This window comes from Dryocola clanedunensis subsp. sulfonylureivorans, from assembly GCF_016756775.1.
Taxonomy (GTDB): domain Bacteria; phylum Pseudomonadota; class Gammaproteobacteria; order Enterobacterales; family Enterobacteriaceae; genus Dryocola; species Dryocola clanedunensis.
Window position 1 is genome coordinate 56,559 of record NZ_JAERMU010000001.1, and the last position, 25,433, is coordinate 81,991.

General features: G+C 56.2%; 17 protein-coding genes. 11 read left to right on the top strand and 6 right to left on the bottom strand.

Annotation, left to right across the window (positions count from 1 at the left end):
- Positions 1 to 43 precede the first annotated feature (43 nt).
- Genes HYQ67_RS00230 through HYQ67_RS00245 form a run of 4 tightly spaced genes read left to right on the top strand, consistent with a single transcriptional unit; the run spans position 44 to position 4,582 of the window.
- A complete protein-coding gene (locus tag HYQ67_RS00230) occupies positions 44 to 1,681 on the top strand; it encodes an OPT/YSL family transporter (RefSeq protein ID WP_202300549.1) in 1,638 nt (545 codons plus the stop codon).
- A 15-nt stretch (positions 1,682 to 1,696) separates the two neighbouring features.
- Positions 1,697 to 2,890 (top strand): aminotransferase class V-fold PLP-dependent enzyme, encoded by a 1,194-nt coding sequence (locus HYQ67_RS00235; protein ID WP_202300551.1) that lies wholly within the window; start codon positions 1,697 to 1,699, stop codon positions 2,888 to 2,890.
- Complete coding sequence (pepE, locus tag HYQ67_RS00240; RefSeq protein ID WP_202300553.1) at positions 2,887 to 3,612, top strand: dipeptidase PepE; 726 nt, start codon at positions 2,887 to 2,889, stop codon at positions 3,610 to 3,612. The genes HYQ67_RS00235 and pepE overlap by 4 nt, the downstream gene beginning before the upstream one ends.
- Before the next feature lies 1 nt (position 3,613).
- On the top strand, positions 3,614 to 4,582 hold the full coding sequence (locus HYQ67_RS00245) for a DUF1177 domain-containing protein (RefSeq protein WP_202300555.1): 969 nt from the start codon (positions 3,614 to 3,616) through the stop codon (positions 4,580 to 4,582).
- Between the two features lie 86 nt (positions 4,583 to 4,668).
- Here the strand turns inward: HYQ67_RS00245 and HYQ67_RS00250 are convergent, their stop codons facing one another.
- Together HYQ67_RS00250 and HYQ67_RS00255 are read right to left on the bottom strand one after the other, a co-directional pair.
- Entirely contained in the window at positions 4,669 to 6,141 is a 1,473-nt protein-coding gene (locus tag HYQ67_RS00250) for a pyridoxal phosphate-dependent decarboxylase family protein (RefSeq protein ID WP_202300557.1), read from the bottom strand.
- Complete coding sequence (locus HYQ67_RS00255) at positions 6,141 to 7,538, bottom strand: diaminobutyrate--2-oxoglutarate transaminase (RefSeq protein ID WP_202301047.1); 1,398 nt, start codon at positions 7,536 to 7,538, stop codon at positions 6,141 to 6,143. Before HYQ67_RS00255 ends, HYQ67_RS00250 begins: the two co-directional genes overlap by 1 nt.
- A 787-nt stretch (positions 7,539 to 8,325) precedes the next feature.
- On the opposite strand from HYQ67_RS00255, the gene HYQ67_RS00260 reads away from it, so the two are divergent.
- From HYQ67_RS00260 to HYQ67_RS00280, 5 genes are all read left to right on the top strand, one after another.
- A complete protein-coding gene (locus HYQ67_RS00260) occupies positions 8,326 to 8,820 on the top strand; it encodes an SH3 domain-containing protein (RefSeq protein ID WP_202300559.1) in 495 nt (164 codons plus the stop codon).
- Positions 8,821 to 8,946: 126 nt separating this feature from the next.
- Positions 8,947 to 9,897, top strand: a complete 951-nt coding sequence (locus HYQ67_RS00265; RefSeq protein WP_202300561.1) for a hypothetical protein — start codon at positions 8,947 to 8,949, stop codon at positions 9,895 to 9,897.
- 36 nt (positions 9,898 to 9,933) lie between these two features.
- Entirely contained in the window at positions 9,934 to 11,307 is a 1,374-nt protein-coding gene (locus HYQ67_RS00270; RefSeq protein ID WP_202300563.1) for a serine/threonine protein kinase, read from the top strand.
- A 139-nt stretch (positions 11,308 to 11,446) separates the two neighbouring features.
- Positions 11,447 to 13,159 carry an alpha,alpha-trehalase TreA gene (treA, locus tag HYQ67_RS00275; protein WP_202300565.1) on the top strand — a complete coding sequence of 571 codons (1,713 nt, stop codon included), beginning with the start codon at positions 11,447 to 11,449 and terminating at the stop codon, positions 13,157 to 13,159.
- A 171-nt stretch (positions 13,160 to 13,330) separates the two neighbouring features.
- Entirely contained in the window at positions 13,331 to 15,508 is a 2,178-nt protein-coding gene (locus HYQ67_RS00280) for a TonB-dependent siderophore receptor (protein ID WP_202300567.1), read from the top strand.
- 15 nt (positions 15,509 to 15,523) lie between these two features.
- On the opposite strand, the gene HYQ67_RS00285 is transcribed toward HYQ67_RS00280, so the two are convergent.
- From HYQ67_RS00285 to ebgR, 4 genes are all read right to left on the bottom strand, one after another.
- Positions 15,524 to 17,023: an amino acid permease gene (locus HYQ67_RS00285; protein WP_202300569.1), complete on the bottom strand. Its 1,500-nt coding sequence runs from the start codon at positions 17,021 to 17,023 to the stop codon at positions 15,524 to 15,526.
- Between the two features lie 71 nt (positions 17,024 to 17,094).
- Positions 17,095 to 17,547: a beta-galactosidase subunit beta gene (locus HYQ67_RS00290; protein WP_202300571.1), complete on the bottom strand. Its 453-nt coding sequence runs from the start codon at positions 17,545 to 17,547 to the stop codon at positions 17,095 to 17,097.
- Positions 17,544 to 20,594, bottom strand: a complete 3,051-nt coding sequence (gene ebgA / locus HYQ67_RS00295) for a beta-galactosidase subunit alpha (protein ID WP_202300573.1) — start codon at positions 20,592 to 20,594, stop codon at positions 17,544 to 17,546. Before ebgA ends, HYQ67_RS00290 begins: the two co-directional genes overlap by 4 nt.
- 174 nt (positions 20,595 to 20,768) lie before the next feature.
- Positions 20,769 to 21,743 carry a transcriptional regulator EbgR gene (ebgR, locus tag HYQ67_RS00300; protein WP_202300575.1) on the bottom strand — a complete coding sequence of 325 codons (975 nt, stop codon included), beginning with the start codon at positions 21,741 to 21,743 and terminating at the stop codon, positions 20,769 to 20,771.
- A gap of 208 nt (positions 21,744 to 21,951) precedes the next feature.
- On the opposite strand from ebgR, the gene ygjJ reads away from it, so the two are divergent.
- Both ygjJ and ygjK read left to right on the top strand, forming a co-directional pair.
- A complete protein-coding gene (gene ygjJ, locus HYQ67_RS00305; RefSeq protein ID WP_202300577.1) occupies positions 21,952 to 23,019 on the top strand; it encodes a protein YgjJ in 1,068 nt (355 codons plus the stop codon).
- 9 nt (positions 23,020 to 23,028) lie between these two features.
- Positions 23,029 to 25,398 carry an alpha-glucosidase gene (ygjK, locus tag HYQ67_RS00310; RefSeq protein ID WP_202300579.1) on the top strand — a complete coding sequence of 790 codons (2,370 nt, stop codon included), beginning with the start codon at positions 23,029 to 23,031 and terminating at the stop codon, positions 25,396 to 25,398.
- Positions 25,399 to 25,433: the final 35 nt, after the last annotated feature.

The window sequence follows — 25,433 nt, forward strand, 5'->3', positions numbered from 1 at the left end:
TAATAAAGACAACACAACATCCCTAAACAGACAGGTAAATTCTATGCATCCACATGTCTCTCTGGAGTCGGCGGGCAACTCCCCTGCTATTTCTGTTTTCCGGCCAGCAATATTTCTGGTGATTGTCGCCCTGTCGTTTTTGGGGGCGATTATCGGTATCCAGATTATTGTCACCCTGGGTATCTCGGCTAACACCTCAATTATCGGCGCCGTACTGGCTATATTGCTCTCCCGTATCCCCGGTGAGATCTTTGCCAGCTTCCGCTTTATTGATGCCCAGAACCTGGCGCAAACGGCTATCTCTTCCGCCACCTTCGCCGCCGCTAACGGCCTGCTCATCTCAATTGGCGTGCCGTGGGTGCTGGGGATGCATGAACTTATCTGGCCGATGCTCGCGGGTGCGTCGCTGGCGTTGGTTATCGATGGCACCATCCTGTATGGCGTATTTAACACCCGTGCTTTCCCGGCCAATGCACCCTGGCCTGCGGGAGTTGCCACAGCGGAAACATTGTGGGCAGGTAATAAAGGCGGCAAGCGGCTGGGCCTGCTGCTGGTCGGCTTCGCCCTTGGCATTGGGGGAGCCGCCTTTGGCATTCCCATGGCGTCGGCCGGCATTGCTTTCATCGGCAGCATTTTTGCTCTGCTGATGTTCGCCGTCGGCCTGCTGGTCAGAGGGTTTTCCGAGTCCGGGCTGATTCCCTATAACCTCTATGAACACTATGTCCCACACGGCTTTATGATTGGTGCCGGGCTTGTTGCCCTGGTGCAGATTGCGCTGATCGTGATTCGCAAAAGACGCGACCTTAACGAAGAGAGCGGCCCCGAAAGCGAAGAGCTAAAGCAAAGCGCAAGCCGCCTGAAAAACACGTTGCTCAAGGGTGCCGTGTTCTATTTCATCACCGCCCTTCTGCTGACGCTTATCACGCAAATCTTCACCCAGATGTCGCTGCCAATGCTGATTGGTTTTCTGCTCTTTGCTACTGCCGCCGCGCTAGTTCAGGAGATGGTCGTTGGCATGGCCGCCATGCACTCTGGCTGGTTCCCGGCTACTGCGGCGGCGCTGATTTCTCTGATGATCGGCCTGTTGCTCGGCTTCCCCGCACCGGCCCTTGCCGTGCTGGTTGGCTTTTGCACGGCCACTGGCCCGGCGTTTGCAGACATGGGCTTTGATTTAAAAACCGGGTTTATGGTTCGTGGCTACGGCAAAGATCCGCAGGCTGAAATTTACGGCCGCAAACAGCAGTATTTCGCCGCCATGACCGGATTTGCCTGCGCGATGATCGTCGTGGCGCTGGTTTATCCGTTCTATTTTTCGCAGGACAAAATCGTGCCCGCCTCCCGCCTCTACGCCGCCACCATCGAAGCTGGCCGCTCCACGGATATCGCCATGATGCTGATGCTCTGGGCTGTCCCCGGTGCGCTTTTGCAATGGATTGGCGGCGCACGTAACCAGATTGGCGTGCTCTTTTCCACCGGGCTGATGATCCACTATCCCATCGCTGGCTGGACGGTTCTTGCCGCCCTGGCCGTGCGCCTGGTGCTGGAGAAAATCTTCGCCGTCGGCAGCGACAGAATCTCCACGCTGGCCGGTGGCCTGATTGCAGGCGATGCGCTCAGCTCGGCGGCCACGGCACTGTTCCCGGCGGTAAAAGCGAAATTTCTGACACTCATTGGTCACTAACAGTAAGGACTGAACATGACAGACTGGGCAAAAATTTATCAGGACACCCGCGTATCGCAAAGCTACGCCTATTTTGATACCGGAGCCGCCGCTCCGCCTCCGGCACCGGTGATTGCGGCGGTTAACGACTATCTGAATAAAACGGCCGAGCTGGGGACCTATCTCCCTGCCTTTCGCAAAGCGGTGTACCAGGGTATTGAGGTCACGCGTCAGAAGCTGGCCGCATTTATAAATGCCTCTCCCACGGAGATTGCCTTTACTCGTAACGGTACGGAAGCCATCTGCCTTGCGGCGCGCGGTATCGACTGGCAGGAAGGCGATGAAATCATCCTGCCCGACACCGAAATGCTCAGCAACGTCTCCATCTGGCACCTGTTAGCGAAAGAAAAAAAGATCCGTCTCGTTTCCCTGAAGGCAAGCGCGGAGGGGGTGATTGACCCCCAGCAGGTGCGCAATCTCATCACGTCAAAAACGCGGATGATTAGCTTTGTTGCGCTTTCCAACGTCACGGGCGCGGTGCAATCCGTCGCGGAGATCTGCCAGATTGCCCGCCAGCAGGGTGTATTAAGCCACGTTAGCGCCTCACAGGCTCTGGGACTGCTGCGTGTCGACGTGCAGGCCTGGCAATGTGATTTTCTCTCTGCCTGCGGGCGTAAGGGGCTACGGGCTATTGAAGGCTCCGGCCTGCTTTACGTTCGCGAATCGCTGATTTCATCCCTCTCTCCTGCGCTGGTCGGGTGGTGGAACTCCAGTATGGATGAAGCGGGAAACGTGGTGCTCCCTGAAACCGCAAAGCGTTTTGAAGCCGGCTGCCCGAATGTGCCCGCCATTATCAGCATGGACAGCGCGCTTGATTACGCTAACGCTATCGGCATCAACGTCGTTGAGCAGCGCTGCCGCGAACTGACCCACTACGCGCTGGAAAAACTGGCGCAGATCCCCGGATTTGAAGCCTATGGCCCGGCAGACGCCTCCGGCAGGCTGGGAATCATTCCGTTCAATATCAGTGGTGTTAAACCCGACAAACTGACCGAATGGCTGGAAGCTCAGCACATCATTATTGAATCAGGTCACTTTATGGCGAGCGCCATTCTGAAAAACTATCAGATAGAAAAAATGGGCCGTATTTCCCTGCACTACTTTAATCAGTTCTCTGAAATCGACCGTCTTGCCCTTTGCATTACGCAATTTATCAAGGAGTCAGTATGAAAAAAGCATTGTTAATGAGCAGCTCCCGCATGGGAAACCGTGGCTATCTCGAACATGCAGATGAGCAGCTGCATACCCTGTTCCAGCAGCAGCCGCTGGAGGTGCTCTTCATCCCGTACGCCGCCGTGACCAACAGCTTTGATAAGTTTGAAGAGATTGTAAAACCGGCGTTCCAGCGTCTGGGTTACGGCCTGAAATCTATCCACCATTTCAGCGACCCGGTTGCCGCCGTTAAAAACGCGAAAGCAATTGCCGTGGGCGGGGGAAACACCTTTGCCCTGCTCAGCCGCCTGTATGACAGCAAAATTGTTGAGCTGATTTCACAGCGTGTGAACGGCGGTGAGCTGCCGTACGTAGGCTGGAGCGCGGGCAGCAACGTCGCCACGCCGACCATCCGTACCACTAACGACATGCCTATAGTACAGCCGCCAAGCTTTAACGCGCTGCGCCTCGTCCCCTTCCAGATGAACCCTCATTTTATCTCCGGCAAGCCAGCAGGCCATAACGGTGAAAGTCGCGAAGAGCGTCTGAACGAATTTTTAACGTTCAATAAAGGAGAAGAGCTGCTGGCGCTGTATGAAGGCTCCGCCCTCTATGTAGAAGGTGATAAGGGGACAATCCTCGGTGAGAAAGAGGGTCTGTGGTTCCACGCGCCCGACCAGATTGAAACCATCGCCCCAAACCAAAGCTTCGCCTTAGAGACGATCAAAGGAGTGAAATAATATGTCATCCAAATTTGTCAGCATGGTATACGAGGCGCTGGATAATCCGGCGGTCAATGGGGCAACCGTCGTTGCGCTGCTGGAGAGCCTGGGCGCTGCGGAAGAATATGCCAGTATTACCTCCACAGCGGTAAACTACGAACCGCCGGAAGATACCACGCAGATCTGCGACTTCATTAAAGTCGTGATCAAAGGGAAAACGGGCAAGAAGTCAGGCGGCAGCTCGCCGACCATGGGCATCATTGGCCGCCTGGGTGCGCAGCAGGCGCAGCCCGATCGTATGGGGATTGTTTCCGACGCGGACGGCTCCATCGTTGCGCTGGCCAGCGCGATGAAACTGCTGGATATGTCTGCCAAAGGCGCGCGTCTGGAAGGGGATGTGATTATTACGACCCATATCGCCACGCACGTTTCCATCACGCCGCACGATCCGGTGGACTTTATGGGCATGCCGGTGTCATCCACCACGATGAACAAATACGAGGTGGATGACGACATGGATGCCATTCTTTCCGTGGATACCTCTAAAGGCAACAGCATCATCAAGAAGCGCGGCATAGCGCTCTCCGCGACGGCGAAAGAAGGTTACATTCTGCGCGTCGCGCCGGACCTGGTGAGCCTGATGGAGCTGGCAACCGGTAATCCGGCGGTCACCTTTCCTGTCACCACCCAGGACATCACGCCTTACGACAACGGCATTTACCACTTCAACTCCATTATGCAGCCGCACGTTGCCACCACCGCCCCGGTTGTCGGCCTGGCGATTACGGCAAAATCCGTTGTTCCGGGATGCGATACAGGCGCGAGCTACGAAAGCGAACTGGTTGATGCCACGGTATTCAGCGTTGAGGTCGCTAAGCAGTTCACGTGGGGCAAAATTGCTTTCTACGATGAAACGGAGTACCAGAAGCTGCTCGATCTGTACGGCAGCATGGCGGTGCTACAGGGGGATGGCGCTGCGAATAAATAATGGCGGATGACGCTACGCCTGTCTGCCCTACGTAAAAGGGTTCTCGTAGGGCAGATAAGCGACTGCGCTATCCACCTTAATAAACGCTATGCCACCCTTACCTGCTGCGCTGTTTTCTCTACCAGCGCCAGCAGGGTTTTAATATCCCCCAACGTGACGGTTGGATTAAGCAGCGTCAGTTTCAGGCAGGTCACTCCGCCGTGCTCGGTAACCCCAACGTTGGCGCGGCCTGACTCCAGCAGCGCATCGCCAATTTTCTGATTGAGCAATCCCACCTCTGCATCCTTCTGTGCTCCGCGGTCAAGCGGGCGATAGCGGAACAGCACGCTTGCCAGCTGCGGCTGCATCACCAGTTCAAGGGCGGCCTGCTCATGGACATAGTGCGCTACGTCCTGCGCAAGGCTTACCCCGTGGTCGATGATAGCCGCATACTGTTTCTGGCCTAATGCTTCCAGGCCCATCCACAGCTTTAGCGCATCGAAGCGACGCGTGGTTTGTAACGACTTCGACACCAGGTTCGGCACGCCCTGCTCCTCATCAAATTCGGAGTTGAGGTACGCCGCCTGATAACGCATCAGCTCATAGTGGCGGGCTTCTTTTAACAGGAAGGCACCGCAGCTGATGGTCTGGAAGAACTGCTTGTGGAAGTCGAGCGTGATGGAGTCCACCAGCTCGATGCCGTCCAGATAGTCGCGATACTGCTCAGAAAGCAGCAGCGCACCGCCCCATGCCGCATCCACATGCACCCAGATATTGTTTTCGGCGGCCAGGCACGCGATATCGCGCAGGGGATCGATAGCGCCGGCATCCGTGGTGCCCGCCGTCGCCACAATGGCCATGACCTGCTCGCCGTTGGCCTTCGCCTGCTCCAGCTTCTGGGCAAGGTCGCTTACGTCCATGCGCGCGAAGCGGTCAGTTTTGACCAGCGTGACGGACTGGTAGCCCAGCCCCAGCAGCGCCATATTCTTCTGCACGGAGAAGTGGGCGTGCTCAGAACAGAACACTTTTATCTTTTTCAGGTTGCCGGTCAGTCCGTCCTGCTGGACGGAGTGCCCCTGGCGCGCAAAGAAAGCGTCGCGCGCCAGCATCAGCCCCATCAGATTACTTTGGGTACCGCCGCTGGTGAAAACGCCGGCATCGCCCGGCTGATAGCCAACCAGGGTGCGCAACCACTCCACCAGCTTCATCTCAATAATGGTGGCCGACGGGCTTTGATCCCAGGAGTCCATGCTCTGGTTGGTGGCGTTAATCAGCACTTCTGCGGCCTGGCCAATCACCAGGCTCGGGCAATGCAAATGCGCCACGCACTGCGGGTGGTGCACCGACAGGCTGTCTTTTAAAAAGTATTCAACGGCGCGTTCGATGGCGGCCTGGTTGCCCAGGCCCTGCGGGTTAAAGTCCAGCCGGATACGTTCGCGCAGTTCGGCAACGCTCTTGCCCTGATACATTTCAGGCTGCTTAAGCCACTGCACAACGGCTTCGCTGCTTTGTGCGATAGCCCGCTGATAGGCCTCAATGCTCTGCAGCGAGGAGGACAGAATTGGGTTTCCCTCAGACATTACGCGTACTCCATGCTTACAGACTTCACGCCCGCGCCGACCAGCGCCTGCTCAAATTTGCTGAGGAAAATTCCCAGCTCTTCATGGGTAATGAGCAAGGACGGCAGCAGACGCAGCACGCTACCGTGACGGCCGCCGCGCTCCAGAATCAGCCCGGCTTCAAAGCATTTTTTCTGCAACAGCGCTGAAAGCTCACCATCTGCCGGATAACAGCCCATATGATCCTGCGGCTCATTCGGCTTAACGATTTCAATACCAATCATTAAGCCCAGGCCACGTACCTGCCCGATAACCGGATAGCGCAGCTGGAGTTCACCAAGTTTCCCCTTCAGCCATTCGCCCTGCGCCGCGACCTTGCTGGCAACGTCGTTATCTTTCAGCAGCTGGAGCGTTTTAAGCCCGGTCGCCATTGCCAGCTGGTTGCCGCGGAATGTCCCGGTGTGGTGGCCCGGCTCCCAGGCGTCGAACGTCTTCTTGATGCCCAGTACCGCCAGCGGCAAACCTCCCCCCACGGCCTTGGACATCACGATAATATCTGGCTCAATGCCCGCGTGTTCGAAGGCAAAGAATTTGCCCGTACGCGCGAAGCCAGCCTGCACCTCATCCAGAATCAACAGGATGCCGTGCTCCTGAGTCACCTTGCGGATGCGTTGTAACCATTCGACCGGTGCCGGGTTGACGCCCCCCTCTCCCTGCACCGCTTCCAGGATCACCGCCGCAGGTTTGCGCACGCCGCTTTCAACGTCGTTTATCAGGTTTTCGAAATAGTAAGTCAGCGCTTTCACGCCAGCCTCACCGCCAATGCCCAGCGGACAACGGTACTGGTGCGGATAGGGCATGAACTGTACTTCCGGCATCATGCCGTTGATAGCTTCTTTTGGTGACAGGTTGCCGGTGACGGACAGCGCGCCGTGCGTCATGCCGTGGTAAGCGCCAGAGAAGCTAATAATCCCGCTTCTGCCGGTGACTTTTTTCGCGAGTTTTAAAGCCGCTTCTACCGCATCCGCGCCGCTTGGGCCGGTGAACTGCAGGCAGTACTCTTTCCCCTGGCCGGGTAATAAAGAGAGTAAGTAGGCGGAAAACTGGTCTTTCAGGGGGGTAGTCAGGTCCAGTGTATGTAACGGCAAGCCGCTGGTAAGGACATTTTGGATGCTTTGCAGTACGTCAGGGTGATTGTGGCCCAGCGCCAGCGTTCCCGCGCCGGCCAGACAGTCAAGATAGTGATTGTTCTCAACGTCGGTTATCCACACGCCTTCGGCTTTTGCTATAGCCAGCGGCAGCTTACGCGGATAACTCCTGACATTCGATTCATATTCAGCCTGTCTTGCTAAATAAGCCTCGTTGTTACCATTTAATGAATTTGCACCTAAAGTATCAATACGGACTTTATCCGTCATCATATCACTCCTACAACTGGGGTTATTTGTAGCGCCACAGTTGAATAATTGAAATAGAAAAGTAACGAGCATGGGAAAAACGCGGCCAATATAGAGCCTTTTCGCCCGTGGCTCAATCATTAATTTCACTCCGAAATGATTTATTTATTACTTAAAGATCAATGGATTAATTTGTTTTTGGCCTTTCGTGCTGCGATAAGACCCTTACGTGGCTATTAATTTCAAATGTAAAATTTTCTTCACGTAACCTGTTGCCTTGCGTAAGGTGAGCAATGTCTTAAGTCTGCATTTAATTATCAGACGATGACGTGGCGTTATCGGAACCTATATTTTAAACTTATTTAGCGAGGGGATAATAAAGCCAGCCTTTATAGTTTAAGGCGCTTTAATCTGGTGCCGTTATGAAATTCGAAACAGCGAAATTCTGAATTAAGAATATCCTCAGCTCAAATTTTTAAAAGTACTATAGATGGAATTTTCATCGCCGTGACCAGGCAGAGAACAAACCTTTTATCTAATTGATATTAAACAAGATAAAAACTGCACACGCCCAATAGCAGACATTTCAATCCTGACAAAACAGAGCATTTAAACAGCATTCATTTTGTCAGATTTCGGTTCAGTTGGATGACTGCCTCGTTTAATGTTGAAGCGACGTTATCTCACCATTGAATTGTTAATCAGGCTATGTAAAATCACCGCTACTATGTTTATTCTACAGGCTTAATTTTCTATCCCGGGTCAGGACTTCCCTGCCCAGACGATAAAATTTTCAGGGAAAGTCACGATGAAATTGCGAAATCTGTTAGCCCTTCTTGTCGTCACCAGCATTGTTGGCTGCAAAGCCCCGGCTCCCACCATGACGGATGACACTATTGTAACTAGCGTGGTGAACGGCGTGACGCTCACACACCGCTATGCCGTCGCTGCACCAGGCGAATTTACGCCTGTTAACGCTGATTACCGCGCTATGTATGCAGGTTCGATTCTGAGTAAACCAGATTTCGGCGGCAAGGTTATCGGCCAGCTCGAAAATGGCCAGACCTATACTGTTCTGGGCCAGGTTGAACACTCGTGGCTCGCCGTAGCGGAAAAGGATAAGCAGATCATGGTGGGTTACGTCCCTATGCGTGCGCTGGTCAAGAGCGAACTCTACGCCCAGACGCTGAAAAAAGATCGCCCTCGCCCTCGCAAAGCGGCTAAAAAAACGACCTGTGTTGCCGTAGATGACGCAAGTAAAGCCTGCCAGAACGCCAACAGCGGCACCTGGATCATTGACTAGCCAGCTCATCTCGCAGAAAAGAAAGATTTAAAACAAAAAGTTACCATGAGAATATAGGCGCGCGCCCGGCAACCTTTTTGCCCTGTTCGCGCGCTACTCATCATTCACTTTGGCTCAAGGATTACTATGAAACTCTGGCTTTCAGGCGTTGCGTTGCTGCTGGCATCAACCACCGTGTGGGCAGGGAATTATCGTCTTGTGCAGTCCCCTTCCCAGAAGCTGGACGTCTGGATCGACAACATAAAAAATAACTCGCCGCAAAGCTGGTGCGATACTGAGCTTCCTCTGCGTATTGTTGCCCATGGTGATAAAACCCCCTCGATCCTGAACAACTTTATGCCCCGCCTGGGGACTTTGCTGGAAAGCCAGTGCGGAAAAATAGAGCTGGTTAACTGGCGTATGGAAGATGAGCATGGCGATACCCTTGCTTTTGGCACCGCCACTAAAAACAGCGACTGGGCGGTCACCGTTGCGCCAGTGATTACAGAAAACACGACCTCCGCCGAGCAGGCTAAAGAGATGTCTCCCCCGGCGGATCGGACGCCATGGCAGGAATTCACCTTGCAGGATGGTTGCCACCTTCGCACCTTCTGGGAAGGGAATGAAAACGCCTCCGCGCTGTTTATCCCCGACGGGAAATGTGAAAAAGGCGGCTGGCTTAACGGCCGTAGTGAAGTTATCCAGAGCGGTAAGAACGGTGAAAAACGCCTTGAGATGACCTTCGTGCATGGCTTCCCGGTCAGCGGTTTAAGCAATAACGCCAATGCCGATACCCTGCTGATCACCAGCCTGAACAACGAGCGCATGGTAGTGAGCAACGAGCACGCGCCGCTTAGCTGGATGATCCTGCCCTATAAGCCCGAGCTGAACGGCTGGCAAACGACCGGCACCATCGCCGTAGAAGTTCCGCGTGAAATGGCACTCGATGAGTCACGCCTGCAAACCCGGCTAAACGAGATCCGTAAAGTGTGGTCTGCCTGGCTTGAACCGGACACCACCATTACGCTTTTGTTGATTGACTCCCTGCATCCGCAGCTGCGGGACCCGGCAGTCGGCGCATGGCGCGCCCAGAAATAGTCCGAAAACTTTTTAATTTTGAGCAGAGAAAGCATCATGATAGTTAACGACTACACACCAGGGATCCCCGACGCTCTGCCGCCCGGTTATCGCTTTGACGACTTTGAAATTCAGGAGGTCCTCGACTCGAGTAACACAGGTATTGTCTACCGTGCCTGGGACCATCAGCTGGAACGTGCGATTGCCATTCGCGAATTCATGCCCCGCGCCCTCACCGTGCGCAGCGACGATATGCGCCTGGTGCTGCGCAGCAAACAGGACAGTGTGGAGTTCACCACCGGCCTGAACCGCTTTATTCAGGAAGCGCGGCAGCTCGCACACTTCAACCATCCAAACCTACTCCAGGTGCTGCGCTTCTGGTCGCTGAATGACACGGCCTACACGGCGACGCTGTTTTACAGCGGCATCTCCCTTGCGGAACTGCTTCAGCAGCAGCCCGATATCATCGATGAAAGCTGGCTGCGACGCATGCTGCCCATGTTGTGCAGTGCTCTGGCTGCGCTACACAGCGGCGGTTACATCCATCGCGACCTGTCATTAAAAAGCGTGCAGATCCAGGATAACGGCACGCCTTTGCTGCTCAACTTTGCCGCCTCCCGGCGCAATGCCAGCGGGATGAGCGACGAAAGCAAAACCTTGCTGCACCCGGGCTTTGCACCGCTGGAACAATACACCGAAGACCTTGAGAATCAGCTTGGCCCGTGGACGGATATCTATGCCCTCGGCGCCATTCTCTATACGCTGATAACAGGCAATACGCCGCAGGCGAGCGTGGCGCGCAGCATTCAGGATACCTGCATACCTCTTGTGCAAAGTGAGATTCAGGGCTATTCCACCAGCCTCCTGCAGGCAATAGATCAGGCGCTGTCGCTTAAACCGGAAGATCGCCCGCAATCTATCGAAGAGTTTGCCGCCATAGCCGACATTCCGTCAGATGAACCGGGCGAGTTCGCGTACGCAAAAAAGCCCGGGACGATGCTGGTCGCAGTGGACGAAGAGGTGGACTCTGCCACCCTGCCTGTCTGGAAGAAATATCAGGCACCGTTACAGATAGCCGCAGGCGTCGTGGTCGGCGTGATTGTTGGCGCTTTGCTGTTTGGCCGCTCCACGCCATCGGGGACGGAACCCACAGTAGCAAACGTAGCTGAACCAGCAAAAACGACGCTGAAAGCAAAAGCCGCGCCCGCAGCAGGTGAGCTGCTCGCACGCGTTTACGTACGTGTTCAGGAAGGCGATGATATGGAAATCAACGGCAAACCCCAGAAAAGTGTCCCAACAACCAACGGCTACGGCATCCTGCAACTCCCGGCGGGCAAGTACGACATTATGCTCCGCAATCAGAGCGGCAACCGCTCCATGTCGCTTACCGTCGACAAACCAGGGACCTGGCTGCTGAATCCTCAGGGTTAAAACAGGTATGGAAGGTAAATACTCTGCTTTCTTCATTTTTGCTGGCGGGCAGCATACGGTGAAGCAGAAATTCGTCTAAGGTTTTCATATGGTTGATCGCGACAACCTTTCGCCGCGGTCCTGCAAAGGAGAACAATAGATGATAAATCCTGTTTTGCGCCGTCCTCGTACGTTGCTGCTTGCTATACAGATGGCGCTGGGCTGCGCCTTCATCACCTTCACCCTCCCGGCCGTTGCCGACGAGACGCCTCAGCTTCGCACACAGCCTCAGCCGCCCGATGTGCTGCTTGGGCCGCTGTTTACCGACGTACAAACTGCGAAGCTGTTCCCGGATCAGAAAACTTTCGCCGATGCTGTGCCTAATGGCGACCCGCTGATGATTCTTGCCGACTATCGCATGCAGAGAAATCAGTCTGGCTTCGACCTGAAGCATTTTGTGAAAGTGAATTTCATCCTGCCGAAAGAAGCCGAAAAATATGTCCCGCCGAAGGGGCAAACCCTGCGCGAGCACATAGACGACTTATGGCCGGTGCTGACCCGTACCACCGACAGCGTGGGCAAATGGGACTCCCTGCTGCCGCTGCCGAAGCCTTACGTCGTGCCGGGTGGACGCTTCCGCGAGGTCTATTACTGGGACAGTTACTTCACCATGCTGGGCCTGGCGGAAAGTGGTCACTGGGACAAAGTGCAGGATATGACCGATAACTTTGCCAGCGAAATAGACACGTGGGGACACATTCCTAATGGCAACCGTAGTTATTACCTTAGCCGCTCGCAGCCGCCGTTCTTCGCGTTTATGGTTGAGCTGCTCGCCAGCCACGATGGCAATGAGGTCTACAGTAAATACCTGCCGCAGCTTAAGCAGGAGTACGCATACTGGATGGAGGGAAGCGATACGCTGAGCGCAGGCCAGACGAACAAGCGCGTGGTGAAACTCAAAGACGGGGCAATTCTCAACCGCTACTGGGACGATCGGGATACTCCGCGTACCGAATCGTATCTGGACGATGTGACGACCGCGAAAAACAATCCGAACCGCCCTGCTACTGAGATCTACCGTGACCTGCGTGCCGGCGCGGCATCCGGCTGGGACTTCAGCTCGCGCTGGATGGACAACCCTGAACAGCTTGGTTCAATTCGCACCACGTCTATCGTGCCGGTCGATTTGAATGCTCTGATGTACCAGCTCGAGAAAACGCTGGCCCATGCCAGCCAGGTAGCGAAGGATGAAACAGGGGCCGCACAATATCAAAAACTGGCGGAAGACCGCCAGAAGGCTATCGAAGCTAATATGTGGAACGCCAGAGAGGGCTGGTATGCGGATTACGATCTTAAACGTAACGCCGTGCGCAGCCAGCTGACCGCCGCCGCGCTGTTCCCGCTCTATGTGCACGTGGCCTCGAAAGAGCGCGCCGATAAAATGGCGACGGCGACGCGCGCTCAGCTCCTCAAAGCGGGCGGTCTTGCCACCACCAACGTGAAGTCAGGTCAACAATGGGATGCACCAAATGGATGGGCGCCGCTGCAATGGGTGGCCAGCGAAGGGCTGCAAAACTACGGCCACAAAGACCTGGCCATGGAAGTCACCTGGCGCTTCCTGACCAACGTTCAGCACACCTATAACCGCGAGCAAAAACTGGTGGAGAAATATGATGTCTCAACCACCGGGACAGGCGGTGGCGGGGGTGAATATCCGCTGCAGGACGGCTTCGGCTGGACGAACGGCGTGACGCTGAAAATGCTGGATATGCTGTGCGGGACGGAAAAACCGTGTGATTCCACGCCGGATAAACTGCCTTCGGCAACAGCCGGACCGGTGACGGAAACCGCGCCCGTGAAAGTTACGCAATAGCGATAGCGTTCGAAAAACCGCAGCGTCATCCAATACTTCCCGAAGGATGACGCTGCCGGCTCCCCCCTCTCAGCATCCCTTTCCCGTCAAAATTCGCACTTGTTTCGCGTAACAATAACGATAATAATTCGCATTCCTTAAATTCAATACCTTCTCGGAACTACGAAAACAATGAAACTGGGATTCACCGTAAAGCGCTCTGCTTTACTTTGCGCGCTTGCCCTTGCCGCTCCGGCATACGTTATGGCAGAGGAAACCATCGTCGTTACCGCAAAACCGGCGGAAACATCCACCAGCCCGACTGAGGGTTACACCGCGACCGTTAGCCGTGGCGCAACCAAAACCGATGAGCCGCTGATCACCACCGGGCAATCCGTTTCCGTCGTCACGCGCCAGCAGATGGACGACCAGGGTGCACTTTCCGTGAACAGCGCGCTGAACTACACCCCGGGTGCTTTCACAGGTTTTGCGGGTGGCGCAACCCGTTACGACACCGTCGCCCTGCGCGGCTTCCACGGCGGCGATGTCAATAATACCTTCCTCGACGGCCTGCGCCTGATGAGCGACGGCGGCAGCTATAACGTGATTCAGGTGGATCCGTGGTTCCTGGAGCGTATTGACGTGATTAAGGGCCCCTCCTCGGCGCTTTACGGGCAAACCATCCCGGGCGGCCTGGTGATGGAAACCTCCAAACGCCCGCAGTTCAGTGAAGAGGGCCACGTGCGTGCGATGTACGGCAACAACGCTACCACCGGTACGGGGTTCGATTACACCAACGCCATTAACAACGAGTGGGCATACCGCATTACCGGGATGACGAAGAATTCCGACACCCAGTATGAAAATACCCGGGAAGAGAGCTATGCCATCTCCCCTTCCGTGCTTTGGCAGCCCGATGAGAATACCTCGCTGCTGCTGCGCGCCTATCTGCAGAAAGATCCCTCCGGCGGCTTCCACGGTTCGGTTCCTGCGGACGGCAGCATTTACTCCACTACGGGCCGTAAAATCAGCACCGGCTTGTCTGACGTCGAGCCCGGCAACGATGAGTTCAAGCGCCACGAGCAGATTTACAGCTACGAATTCGCCCACAGCTTCAACGACGTCTGGGCTTTCCGCTCCAACGCCAGCTATACGCACTCCAACGTTGGTCTGAAACAGGCCTACCAGATTGGCTGGGCGGACGCGGCGCACAATGAACTGTCCCGTTATTACAGCGGAGAAACCTCCTCGCTTGACGCGTGGGCGATAGATAACCAGCTGGAGGCAGATTTTGCTACCGGCGAGTTGGATCATAAGGTCGTACTGGGCGCTGAATACCATAAGTTCACCAACGATCTGACCGATGACTCGGCCTACACCACTAACCTCAACCCGTGGACGGGCGAGTCCGGCGGTCCTGGCGGCTTCTACTATTACGATCCGCGCGACCCGACCTACGCCACCATCAACCAGGGGCTGTTGACCAAATCCGGCAGACGCCAGTATGAACAAAGCGGCGTTTATCTGCAGGACGACATGGCCTGGAACAGGTGGCACATGACCCTTTCCGGGCGCTATGACCATATCGTGACGAAAAGCCATATCGTCGCACCGGCCATTGAGAGCGACGTCACCGACAACCGCACGGACGACCACTTCAGCGGCAGAGCCTCCTTACTCTACGCCTTCGAGAATGGGATCTCCCCGTACGTCAGCTACAGCCAGGCCATTACCCCGCAGGTGCTGCCGGATGCTCAGGGCAAGCTTCTTAAGCCAACTACCGCCGAGCAGTACGAAGCTGGGGTGAAGTATCAGCCTGTTGGCACGGCCGATATGTACACCGTCGCGCTGTATGACCTGACGCAAAAAGATGTCGGCAACCGCGTGGTTCAGGGCAGCTACTACGAGCCAGCCGGTAAGGTTCACTCGCAGGGTATCGAGCTGGAAGCCCGCTCGAACTGGACCGAGCGTTTCTCTACCATCGCGGGTTATACATACAACAAGGTGCGCTTCAAGGATGCCATCGACGGCAACGACGGCAATACGCCGTACGTCACGCCAGACCAGATGGCGAGCCTGTGGGGCCTGTTCAAAGCAGACCTGGGCATCAGCATGGGCGCGGGCGTGCGCTACATCGGCAAGCAGTGGGCGGATAACGAAAACACCCTGCGCGTGCCGTCCGTCACGCTGTTTGACGCAATGGTACGTGCCGATATGGGCGCGTGGACGCCAGCGTTGAAAGGCGCTTTCGTGCAGGTTAACGCCACCAACCTGACGGGCCGCGATTACGTTGCGGGCTGCTACGGCACCGGCTACTGCTACTGGGGTGCCGAGCGCTCCGTCATTGCCACCGTGGGGTACGATTTCTAAAACTGTCGGACGGCGCTACTGCACCATAGGGTTTTTTAAGGATGCAGTAGCGTCAGCATCAACCACCCCATCCTGCCGCTCCAGCGCTATCTGCGCGAGCGGCGTATCCGCCTCGTAGCGCGCCCCTGCATCCAGCGTTTTCTCATACTTATTGTATTTCCACCACGCGTAGCCAAGGAAAATCACCAGCCCGCCGACGTTATAGAACACAATCGTCATAATGCTTGCCCCCGTCGGGAAGGTGGAGGCGATAAACCCAACTGTGAAAATCACTATCAGCACGCTGACGATTGTAATCCCCTGCATCCTTGTCCCCATGCGGAAATCGCGGTCGACCCGGTCATACTTCAGGCGCAGGTTCAGGTAGGCCAGCATGATAAACAGCGGCGGCAGCATCGAGGCGGCGGCGGTCATATTAATCAGGGTATTCATCAGCTCCTGCACGCTGCCGGAACCAATCGTTGGGATGAGCATCAGCGGAATAACAATCAGGAACTGGATCCATGCAGCCCGGGTCGGTACGCCGTGCTGGTTCAGACGCACGGTTTTCTCGCCAAAAATCCCCTTTGGAATTTCGGTAAAGAAGATTTTTACCGGCGCTGCCGTCCACATCAGCAGCGAGCCAAACATCGCGGTAAACGATACGATGCCGACAAAACGGTTCATGACAATCGTCGGCAGGCCGAAGTGGCGGGCTAACCCTTCAAACACCTGCACCGTCCCACCGGTGAAGTGCAAATCTGTTTTATGCACGAAGACGTTAATCAGCAGCGACGACACGGTGTACAGGCCGCCGATAAACAGGCCGGACAGGATAATAACCTTCACGAAAGCCTTGCTGCCGCCCTTCACATCGTTAACGTAAACCGCCACGGACTCCGCGCCGCCCGCGGCCTGGAAGATCCACGCAATAATCCCGAGGAAGGCCCAGCTGAACTGCGGCGTAATAGCCTGCACGTTAATCGGATCGGCGGGTTCAACCCCGCCCACCACCGCAGCGCCCGCCAGAATAATGTAGGAGAAGGTCAGCAGCAGCATCAGCGTTGAGGTCACCGACGTCATCGGCCCGAGCAGCTTTGCCCCGTGGTTGGAAATCCACGTTGAAAATGCAAATAAACAGATGCTGATTAGCGATGTGGTAAGCGGCGTGAAGATGTAGTCATAGCCAAGAAACGCGTAAGAAGCGTAGGCGATGACCCTGGGCAGGAGCGCGGTGAAGAAAAACAGATTCACGAACCAGTAGGTGTAGGCCGTGATAAAGGCCCAGCGTCCGCCCAGCGCGCTTTTCACCCAGGCATAAACCCCCGCCTCCGAGTTACGGTTGAGGGAGACGAACTCCGCGATAATCAGGCAGAACGGGATAAAGTAAATCAGCGTCGCCACCAGGAAGACCGGCGCCGAGGCAATACCCAGCTGAATATTATTATTGATGACGTTATTGAAGCTGAATACCGCCGCAAAGGTCATGGATAATAACCCGAACTTGCCAATTGTATTTCTGCTAACTGAAGCCATGGACACACTCCACGTTTTGTAGGGTTTTTTATAGTTTTAATAAGCCGGGAGGCATCCCCCGGCTTCGGTAATTACTTATTCAGAAAATAGGTTTCTTCGACGGTGACCTTCAGGATCACCTTTCTGACGCCAGCGCCTTCCTGGAAGCGGTAAGCCTCATGCTTTTCACAGATGATGACGTTGCCAGCCCTGATCCGCAGGGTTTCACCCGCGCCGCTGAAGAACTCGCGATCGCTTTCGTCTTTGTAGGGCACCTCTGCCAGCAGCCGGCATTTGTCGGCGTACTCCACGGTTTCTTCACCGGCCAGGTAATAATGGACGTCGAAATAGCGGCGGTTCCCTTCAAATAGCCCGTTGCCAGGGGAGTCCCCCTCGCTCAGGCGATAAACCAGCGAATCGCCGACGGAATAAAAAACGGCTGGCTGAATATTGCCGACGTTATTAATTGCTTCCATGCAGCGCAGCCATTTTTTTCCGGCGTGATAAATGCGCTGGAATTCTTCCAGAGTTTGCAGAACGATCATTGCGCTTCCTCCTTAACAAACTCGCGCGGCTGGATGTCATATTTCGCAAGCGTGACGGCCTTAATATGCTGTTCGCGGAACGGCAGCATGGCAAAACCGTAGCTGAACGGCTGGAGATAGACCCGCCAGGAATCCAGCACTTCGGAACCCCATGAGTTCGAGCCGAGGCCGAGGATCTGGTCGTCCAGGTTCAGCGTCAGGCAGCCGCTGCGCTCGAGTTCGTTAATGTGCTGCGCCTGCTGGATCATGTCGGCATCGTAGGGCCAGAGGCTAAAGTTGACTGGCCTGCGCGGCTGGATGAACATTCCCCTGCCCCACTCGTCCGTCAGCGCCAGCCAGCGCACCTGCTGGCGGTTACCGTTGTCCTGCGGGAAGGGATAATTTTCAAACAGGCTGTCAGCAGGCTGCGCGTAATGGCCGATAAGGTTGCTCTGAGCGCTGTCCGGATAGTTTTCCCCCGGCCCCCGTCCGTAGTATTCAACCTTGCTGAAGCGCTGGCTAAGCCCGAAATCGAGGCCAATTTTCGGGATGATGGCCTGATAGTTACCATACGGCGCACCGCTTAAATCCAGCATCACGAGGCCCGCTGGGGTGATTCGCCAGCGGTAGGTACAGCGCATACCGAAATCGAAGACCGGCGGCGCGATTACCGTATCCACCTCAACAACCCAGTCGCCCCCCTGCCGCTGCTGGCGCAGCTCGCGGAAATGATGCTGCATCAGGTGCAGATGGAAGGGCTCCCAAAGTCCTTCAAACTCCTGCTTGTGGTTGTCGATAACCGGCTTAAAGAAGGTGAGATGCGGCGCTCGCCCGACAATTTCCTCCCCGTCAGCCAGCCAGGAGAGCAGCTCGCCGCTGAGCTGGCAGAAAGTCAAAGCGAAACCGTCGCCGCTGATAACCAGCTGATGCGATTTGATCTCCCCGCGCAGCGCAGCCCGGGCGGCCTGTGGCAAAGGCTCACGCACGCAGGCCGACTGGCGCAGGAACTGATAGTGCCCAAGCGGATGCATGGCATCGCTGTACGCCGTGGCGCTGCGCCTGAAGATTTCAACGTTGATAAAGACTTCACCCGCCGGTAGCTCAGGCGCGCAAAGATGCAGTTCACCCGTTTCTCCTGGCTCAATCTCCGGCAGCGCAAGGGTTTGCCGGGCCAGCGTTTCGCCGTCCAGCTGATAGCTAACCAGCAGCTCAATGTCGTCCAGCGTGCTGAACCAGTAGCGGTTTTCCACCAGCAGCACGTCGTCCCGGGCGGTCGTCCGCACGGCTACCGGGCACAGCACCTGCTTATATTCGCGCAGCCCCGGCCCCGGGCGCTGGTCCGGATAAATCAGCCCGTCCATGCAGAAGTTGTAATTGTTCGGATAGTCGCCGTAGTCGCCGCCGTACTGATAGCGATCCCGGCCCTGCTCGTCCTGCGCCAGCAGCCCGTGGTCGCACCATTCCCAGACGTAATGGCCCTGCAGGCTTTTGTGCTGGTTGAACACGTTCTGATACTCACTCAGCCCGCCCGGCCCGTTCCCCATCGCATGGGCGTATTCGCAGATAATGCGGGGTTTCGGATGAGGATATTCCCCGAAGGCGTTCATCATCGACACGCGGGAATACATGGTGCTGATAACGTCCACCACTTCCGCATCCCGGTCTTCTTCATAGTGAATGAGCCGGGTCGGGTCCATCGCCCTACAGCGCGCGGCCATCGCGCGGATGTTGCAGCCGTAGCCGGACTCGTTGCCCAGCGACCAGATGATAATGGAGGGATGGTTTTTCTGCGCCGCAACGTGGCGCTCAATACGTTCTACGTAGGCCTTCTCCCACGCGGGGTCGTCCGTAATGCGGCTGAGATCGCCCACGTTGGCAAAACCATGGCTTTCGAGGTCCGTTTCGGCCATCACAAACAGGCCGTACCGGTCGCAAAGCGCGTAGAAGCGCGGGTCGTTTGGATAGTGCGCCGTGCGTACAGAGTTGATGTTGTGCTGCTTCATCAGGACGATATCGCGCTCGGCGCGGGCCATATCGATAGCGCGGCCCTTGTGATGATCGTGATCGTGACGGTTCACGCCGTGCAGCTTCAGGTACTTGCCGTTCACGTAGAACAACCCGTCGCGAACTTTAATATCGCGGAAGCCAACCTGCTGCGGTACGACGGAAATGGTGTTTCCGCCGCCGTCGCGCAGCGTCAGCAGGAGCAGATACAGGTGCGGATGCTCCGCGCTCCACTGCTTCGGCTGTGTTATCGGCATTGCAAAATGGCAGTTTTGGACGTCCTGCCGTTGCTCCGCTACGCACTCGCTGCCGTCAAAAAGCTGCGCCTGAAGCTGATAGCCATCCTGGTTTTCGCCGGAAATACTGCAGCGAACGGCTAGCTCAGCATCACGGTAATTTTCATCAAACTCGGTGACGACGGTAAAATCCTGCACGTGGACCTGCGGCTGGCCCAGAAGGTAAACGTCGCGGAAGATTCCCGCCATCCACCACATATCCTGATCTTCGATGTAGGTAGAATCTGCCCACTGCATGACGCGAACGGAAAGCAGGTTATCTCCCGCCTGCACGTAGGGGCTGATATCAAATTCGGCGCTCAGGCGGCTGCCCTTGCTGAAACCAACGTACCGGCCGTTGAGGTAGATCTCGAAGTAGGTCTCGACGCCGTCGAACCTGATGATGACCTGGCGCTGCAGCCACTCCTCGGGCAGCGAGAACTGGCGCTGGTAGGCCCCCGTTGGGTTATTCGTCGGCACAAAAGGCACGTCGATGGGGAATGGAAACCCTTCATCGGTGTACTGCAGACTGCCGTGCCCTTCCATCTGCCACATGCCGGGAACCGTTATCTCGCCCCACTCCGCCATCGGCTGCCGATAAAACTCAGCGGGCACTTTGTCCGGATGGTCGAAAAAGCTAAATGTCCACCTGCCGCTCAGCAGCTTAAAGCCCTGGCTCTGGGCGCGGTCCAGCGTGCGCGCCTGCGCTTCGCTGTCGTAGCCGTGGAACCACGCGCGGGGCGGTAATCGGTTCTCTGACAGCTTGTCTATGTTTTCCCAGTTTTTCACGTCGACTTCCTCATTACGTGTGTTCTGGGGCAACCATAAGTAAATGTTTAGTAAACTTATAGTTTATATTTTACTAAATGACGCAGGGATCACATAAATCCTGCCGGAGGCAAAAGCAGAGGATGGCCCACCGGAAACGTTGTCCGGCGGGAAAAATCAGGGCTGGAGCGGGGATTACTTTGTGGAGTCGCGCAGCTGCAAAGAGCTGGGAACGTAGACGGAGAGCGGGATTGTGCGCTCGTCACGCAGACGATCGCTCAGCAGGTTGACCGCCTGCGCGCCCATCGTCTCTGAGTGAATGCGTACGGTAGAGAGCGCGGGGAAAACAAAGCGCGCGGTTGGGATATCGTTGACGCTGATCAGCGCCATTTGCTCGGGTACTTTTATCCCGTGCTCGTGCAGAGCGCGCAGCACGCCAATGGCGATGGAGTCCGTGGCGACAAATAAAGCCGGAGGATAATCCTCAGAAGAGGCGAGCATTTTCATTGCGCACTGATAGCCGGACTGGCTGGTGAAATCCCCGTAAAAAATATCCTGCGTTTTCACGACCTTTTTACCCCGGCCATATTCCACAAACGCCAGCTCCCGCTGGTCCGGCCACGCCGGGTCATCACGGCCGCCAATAAAGCCGATGCGCAGATAGCCGCGCGAAATGAAGTAGTCGATAACCTTCTGGCTTATTTTGTACAGGTCGACATTGACGCAGTCGAAGCGGGGGTCGTCGGTAACGCCGTCCAGATAGACCAGCGGCAGCTCCTGCTGCTCAAGCCACGCCTGAGCAAGCGGCTGCGGCTTGCCGATAACCAGCAGACCGTCTGCGGCGACGGGCCTTTCATCCTTGAAGTCATAGCAGGACATCAGCGTAATGCCGAGCTTTTCGCATTGAGTTTCAATGCCGTAGCGCATCGCCAGATAATAGGGATCGTTAATCTCCAGCTCCTGGCCATAGGTGTAAAGCGCGGCAAAGGTAAGACGCTGGCTGGCCTGCCGTCTGGCGCTGTGAACCTTGTATTCCAGGCGCTCCGCGGCTTCGAGGATTTTCTGCCGCGTCTGGCTCTTCACGCTCAGCGTGGGATCGTCATTCAGCACCCGCGAAACCGTCGCCACGGATACCTGAGCCGCCTGGGCGATCTCCTTCAAAGTAGCCATAACATCCTAATAATCATCTGAAGAAAACAGTAGCTTAATGGCATCTCAGGTGTATGTATACCCCGGTGTTTACCCCGCTGACAGACGATGCAAAGTTGTGATCCGCTTATCGCTTTATCACATGAGGTATATTTTTTAGTAAAACTTTAACTAATATAGGCCCCGTTCCGCTGACTGTATAAATTTAAAACGACAAGGATGGGACTCGATGAAACACATTATAACTATGGCACCTCTGGCTTTACTGTTCGCGCCAGCGGCGTCGCTGCTGGCGGCCGAAGCCGTTGTACCGGCAGAACGACAGACCCCCGCTCCCCCGCCGCTTAACGCCAGCAGCTCCGCAACCGCCTTCCGCTTTTACGGTGAGCTGGGGCTTGGCGGCAGCGTTTACCTGAACGGTGATGACAAACACAAGTACAGCGACGGCACCTATATCGAGGGCGGCCTGGAGATCAAACACGGCAGCTGGTTCGGGCTGGTGTACGGCGAAGGCTGGACGGTACAGGCGGATCATCAGGGAAATGCCTGGGTGCCGGACCATAGCTGGGGCGGCTTCGAAGGCGGCATTAACCGTTTTTACGGCGGCTACCGCACGGACAAGGGGACCGAGTGGATCCTCAGCGCCCGCAACGACTCTTCCCTCGATGACCTGCAGTGGTGGGGCGACTTCACCCCGGAGTACGGCTACGTTATCCCCAACACCCGCGACCTGACGTACGCGGCCAAAGTCCAGAACCTGACCGGCGACCTGCGTTACAGTGTCACGGCCACGCCGGAAAGCCGCGTCGACGAAAGCAAAGCCTGGCTGCATTTTGGAAAGTACGACCGCTACTCCGACAAATACACCTACCGGGCGATGATCAACGGCTATCTGCAGTACGATATCCAGCAGGGGCTGACGCTGCTGAACGGGCTGGAAATCACCGACGGCACGGGGCAGCTCTATCTGCTGGGCCTGAAAGGCGAGCATCTTGCGGGACGAGTGTGGCACCACACGGGGAAAGGCGACGGAGCCAGTCCCGGGAGCGAAAGCGGGATGATGGTCAGCGGCATGGTCGAACCCGCTAAGGGGCTTTATTTATCCACCGCCTGGAGCTACGCCCGGCACCTGCTCGACGAAGCTGAAGACCAGACCACCTCCTTCGCGCAGTTCGGCATCTGGTATGAATACTTCGGCGGCAAGTTCGCCACCGCGCTGGACAGCCGCTTTTATCTGCATAACGACACCACCGGGGCCAGCAACTCGGTCTTCCTGATGCAATATTTCTACTGGTAAGGACACAGCATGAAACCTCTCTTCCGTCTTGCCCCGCTCGCAGCCCTCATTCTGCTGGCCGGATGTAAAACCAGCCATCACGGCGCCGCGCCGTTAAAAGCGGCTGAATTCCAGAACGTCATCGACAGGACCGGCGCCCCGCAGGCGATGCAGGATTTCGATTTTGACGAGCACCAGCGGTTTAACCCGCTCTTCGACGACGGTGCCTGGCACGGGCACCTGCTGCCCGGTAACAGCGACGGCATGGGCGGCTTTCCCGGCCCGGCGCTGCTCACCGAAGAGTACATCAACTTTATGGCGAACAATTTTGACCGCCTGAGCGTCTATAAAAACGGACAGAAAATCGCGTTTACCATGAAAGCCTGGAGCATACCCGGAGCGCTGAACCAGACGCTGACAGCGCCAGGTATTACGGTGAAGATGACGCTGCGATTTGTCAGCTCCCGCACCTCGCTGCTGGAAACAGAAATCACCACTGATTCGCCGCTGGAGCTGGTCTGGGACGGTGAGCTGCTGGAGAAATATCACGCGCAGGAAAAAAAACCCGTATCCGATAAAACCATCGGCCAGGCTTTCCCGGATTATCACCGTACGCTTAACGCCACGCCTGATGGCCTGACGGTAGCCTTTGGCAAAGTCCGCGCTGACTCAGAGCTGATGACCTCGGGCGAATCTCAGTACCAGATCCATAAAACGCTGCCGATGAGAACCCGGATCGACGGTCATCGCTTCGTAGCGAAGGCCGATATACAAGGCTCAACGACAATCTACACAACTTATTCTCATCTGCTGACCTCCCGGGAAGCGCAAAATGAGCAGGGTAAAATCGCCGATATTCTGCGTCATCCGCAGCCGTACCTGACGGCCTCGGAGCAGCGCTGGGAAGGCTACCTGAAGAAAGGGCTGAACAACCCACGTGCGACGCCGGTGCAGACCCGCGTGGCCGTAAAGGCCATTGAAACGCTGAGCGGCAACTGGCGCAGCGCGGCGGGCGCCATGAAGTTTGATTCGGTAACCCCTTCGGTGACCGGACGCTGGTTCTCCGGCAACCAGACCTGGCCGTGGGATACATGGAAACAGGCCTACGCGATGGCGCACTTCAATCCGAACGTGGCGAAAGATAACATTCGCGCGGTATTTGCCTGGCAAATTCCACCGGACGACCCGGTTCGCCCGTGGGACGCAGGTTTCGTTCCGGACCTGCTCGCGTATAACACCAGCCCGGAACGCGGCGGCGACGGCAGCAACTGGAACGAACGCAACACCAAACCAAGCCTCGCGGCCTGGTCGGTAATGGAGGTTTATAAAACAACGGGCGACAAGGCCTGGCTTGAAGAGATGTATCCGCCTCTGGTGGCCTATCACGACTGGTGGCTGCGCAACCGCGACCATAACCACAACGGCGTGCCGGAGTATGGCGCAACCCGCGATAAAGCCCACAACACGCCAGATGGCAAAATGATCTTCACCGTCAGGCGCGGCGACAAAGAGCAGAAAATGACGGGGCTGGATAACTACAGCCGCGTTTTGCGCAGCGGACGCTATGACAGCATTGATATTCCTGCTCAGGTCGCTGCGTCCTGGGAGTCCGGGCGTGACGACGCGTCGGTGTTTGGTTTTATCGATCCGGATCAGCTCCAGCGCTATATCGACAAGGGCGGCAAGCGGGAAGACTGGCAGGTGCTGTTCGCCGAAAACCGGGCCGCCGATGGTACGCTGCTGGGGTACTCGCTGCTGCAAGAATCAGTGGACCAGGCGAGCTATATGTACAGCGACAGCAGCTATCTGGCCCAAATGGCGGACCTTCTTGGCAAACAGGAAGATGCGAAGAAATTCCGCGACCATGCGAAGCATCTGGCTGACTACATCAACACCTGTATGTACGATGATAAAACAGGCTTCTTCTACGACATCCGCATTGCAGACAAGCCGCTGGCCAACGGCTGCGCCGGGAAACCTATAGTAGAAAGAGGCAGAGGGCCGGAGGGCTGGTCGCCGCTGTTTAACGGCGCGGCAACCCAGCAGCACGCCGATGCCGTCGTGAAAGTGATGAAAGATCCGCAAGAATTTAATACCTGGGTGCCGCTGGGTACGGCATCCCTCACTAACCCGGCCTTTGGGGCCGACATTTACTGGCGAGGCCGCGTCTGGGTAGATCAGTTCTGGTTTGGCCTGAAGGGCATGGAGCGCTACGGCTACCGGGACGACGCCGTTGAAATGGCCAACCGCTTCCTGGCCCATGCGAACGGCCTGACAGGCGACGGGCCAATCCGCGAAAACTACAACCCGCTTAATGGCGATCAGCAGGGCGCGCCGAACTTCTCGTGGAGCGCGGCTCATCTGTACATGTTGTACAACGATTTCTTTACCCGCCCTTAAACGACAAACCATATTTGTAGATCGGATAAGCGTAA

Bases quoted from the DNA above. Each gene is read 5' to 3' on its own strand.
- HYQ67_RS00230 (WP_202300549.1), top strand. From the start codon at position 44: ATGCATCCACATGTCTCTCTGGAGTCGGCGGGCAACTCCCCTGCTATT.
- HYQ67_RS00235 (WP_202300551.1), top strand. From the start codon at position 1,697: ATGACAGACTGGGCAAAAATTTATCAGGACACCCGCGTATCGCAAAGC.
- pepE (WP_202300553.1), top strand. From the start codon at position 2,887: ATGAAAAAAGCATTGTTAATGAGCAGCTCCCGCATGGGAAACCGTGGC.
- HYQ67_RS00245 (WP_202300555.1), top strand. From the start codon at position 3,614: ATGTCATCCAAATTTGTCAGCATGGTATACGAGGCGCTGGATAATCCG.
- HYQ67_RS00250 (WP_202300557.1), bottom strand. From the start codon at position 6,141: ATGTCTGAGGGAAACCCAATTCTGTCCTCCTCGCTGCAGAGCATTGAG.
- HYQ67_RS00255 (WP_202301047.1), bottom strand. From the start codon at position 7,538: ATGACGGATAAAGTCCGTATTGATACTTTAGGTGCAAATTCATTAAAT.
- HYQ67_RS00260 (WP_202300559.1), top strand. From the start codon at position 8,326: ATGAAATTGCGAAATCTGTTAGCCCTTCTTGTCGTCACCAGCATTGTT.
- HYQ67_RS00265 (WP_202300561.1), top strand. From the start codon at position 8,947: ATGAAACTCTGGCTTTCAGGCGTTGCGTTGCTGCTGGCATCAACCACC.
- HYQ67_RS00270 (WP_202300563.1), top strand. From the start codon at position 9,934: ATGATAGTTAACGACTACACACCAGGGATCCCCGACGCTCTGCCGCCC.
- treA (WP_202300565.1), top strand. From the start codon at position 11,447: ATGATAAATCCTGTTTTGCGCCGTCCTCGTACGTTGCTGCTTGCTATA.
- HYQ67_RS00280 (WP_202300567.1), top strand. From the start codon at position 13,331: ATGAAACTGGGATTCACCGTAAAGCGCTCTGCTTTACTTTGCGCGCTT.
- HYQ67_RS00285 (WP_202300569.1), bottom strand. From the start codon at position 17,023: ATGGCTTCAGTTAGCAGAAATACAATTGGCAAGTTCGGGTTATTATCC.
- HYQ67_RS00290 (WP_202300571.1), bottom strand. From the start codon at position 17,547: ATGATCGTTCTGCAAACTCTGGAAGAATTCCAGCGCATTTATCACGCC.
- ebgR (WP_202300575.1), bottom strand. From the start codon at position 21,743: ATGGCTACTTTGAAGGAGATCGCCCAGGCGGCTCAGGTATCCGTGGCG.
- ygjJ (WP_202300577.1), top strand. From the start codon at position 21,952: ATGAAACACATTATAACTATGGCACCTCTGGCTTTACTGTTCGCGCCA.
- ygjK (WP_202300579.1), top strand. From the start codon at position 23,029: ATGAAACCTCTCTTCCGTCTTGCCCCGCTCGCAGCCCTCATTCTGCTG.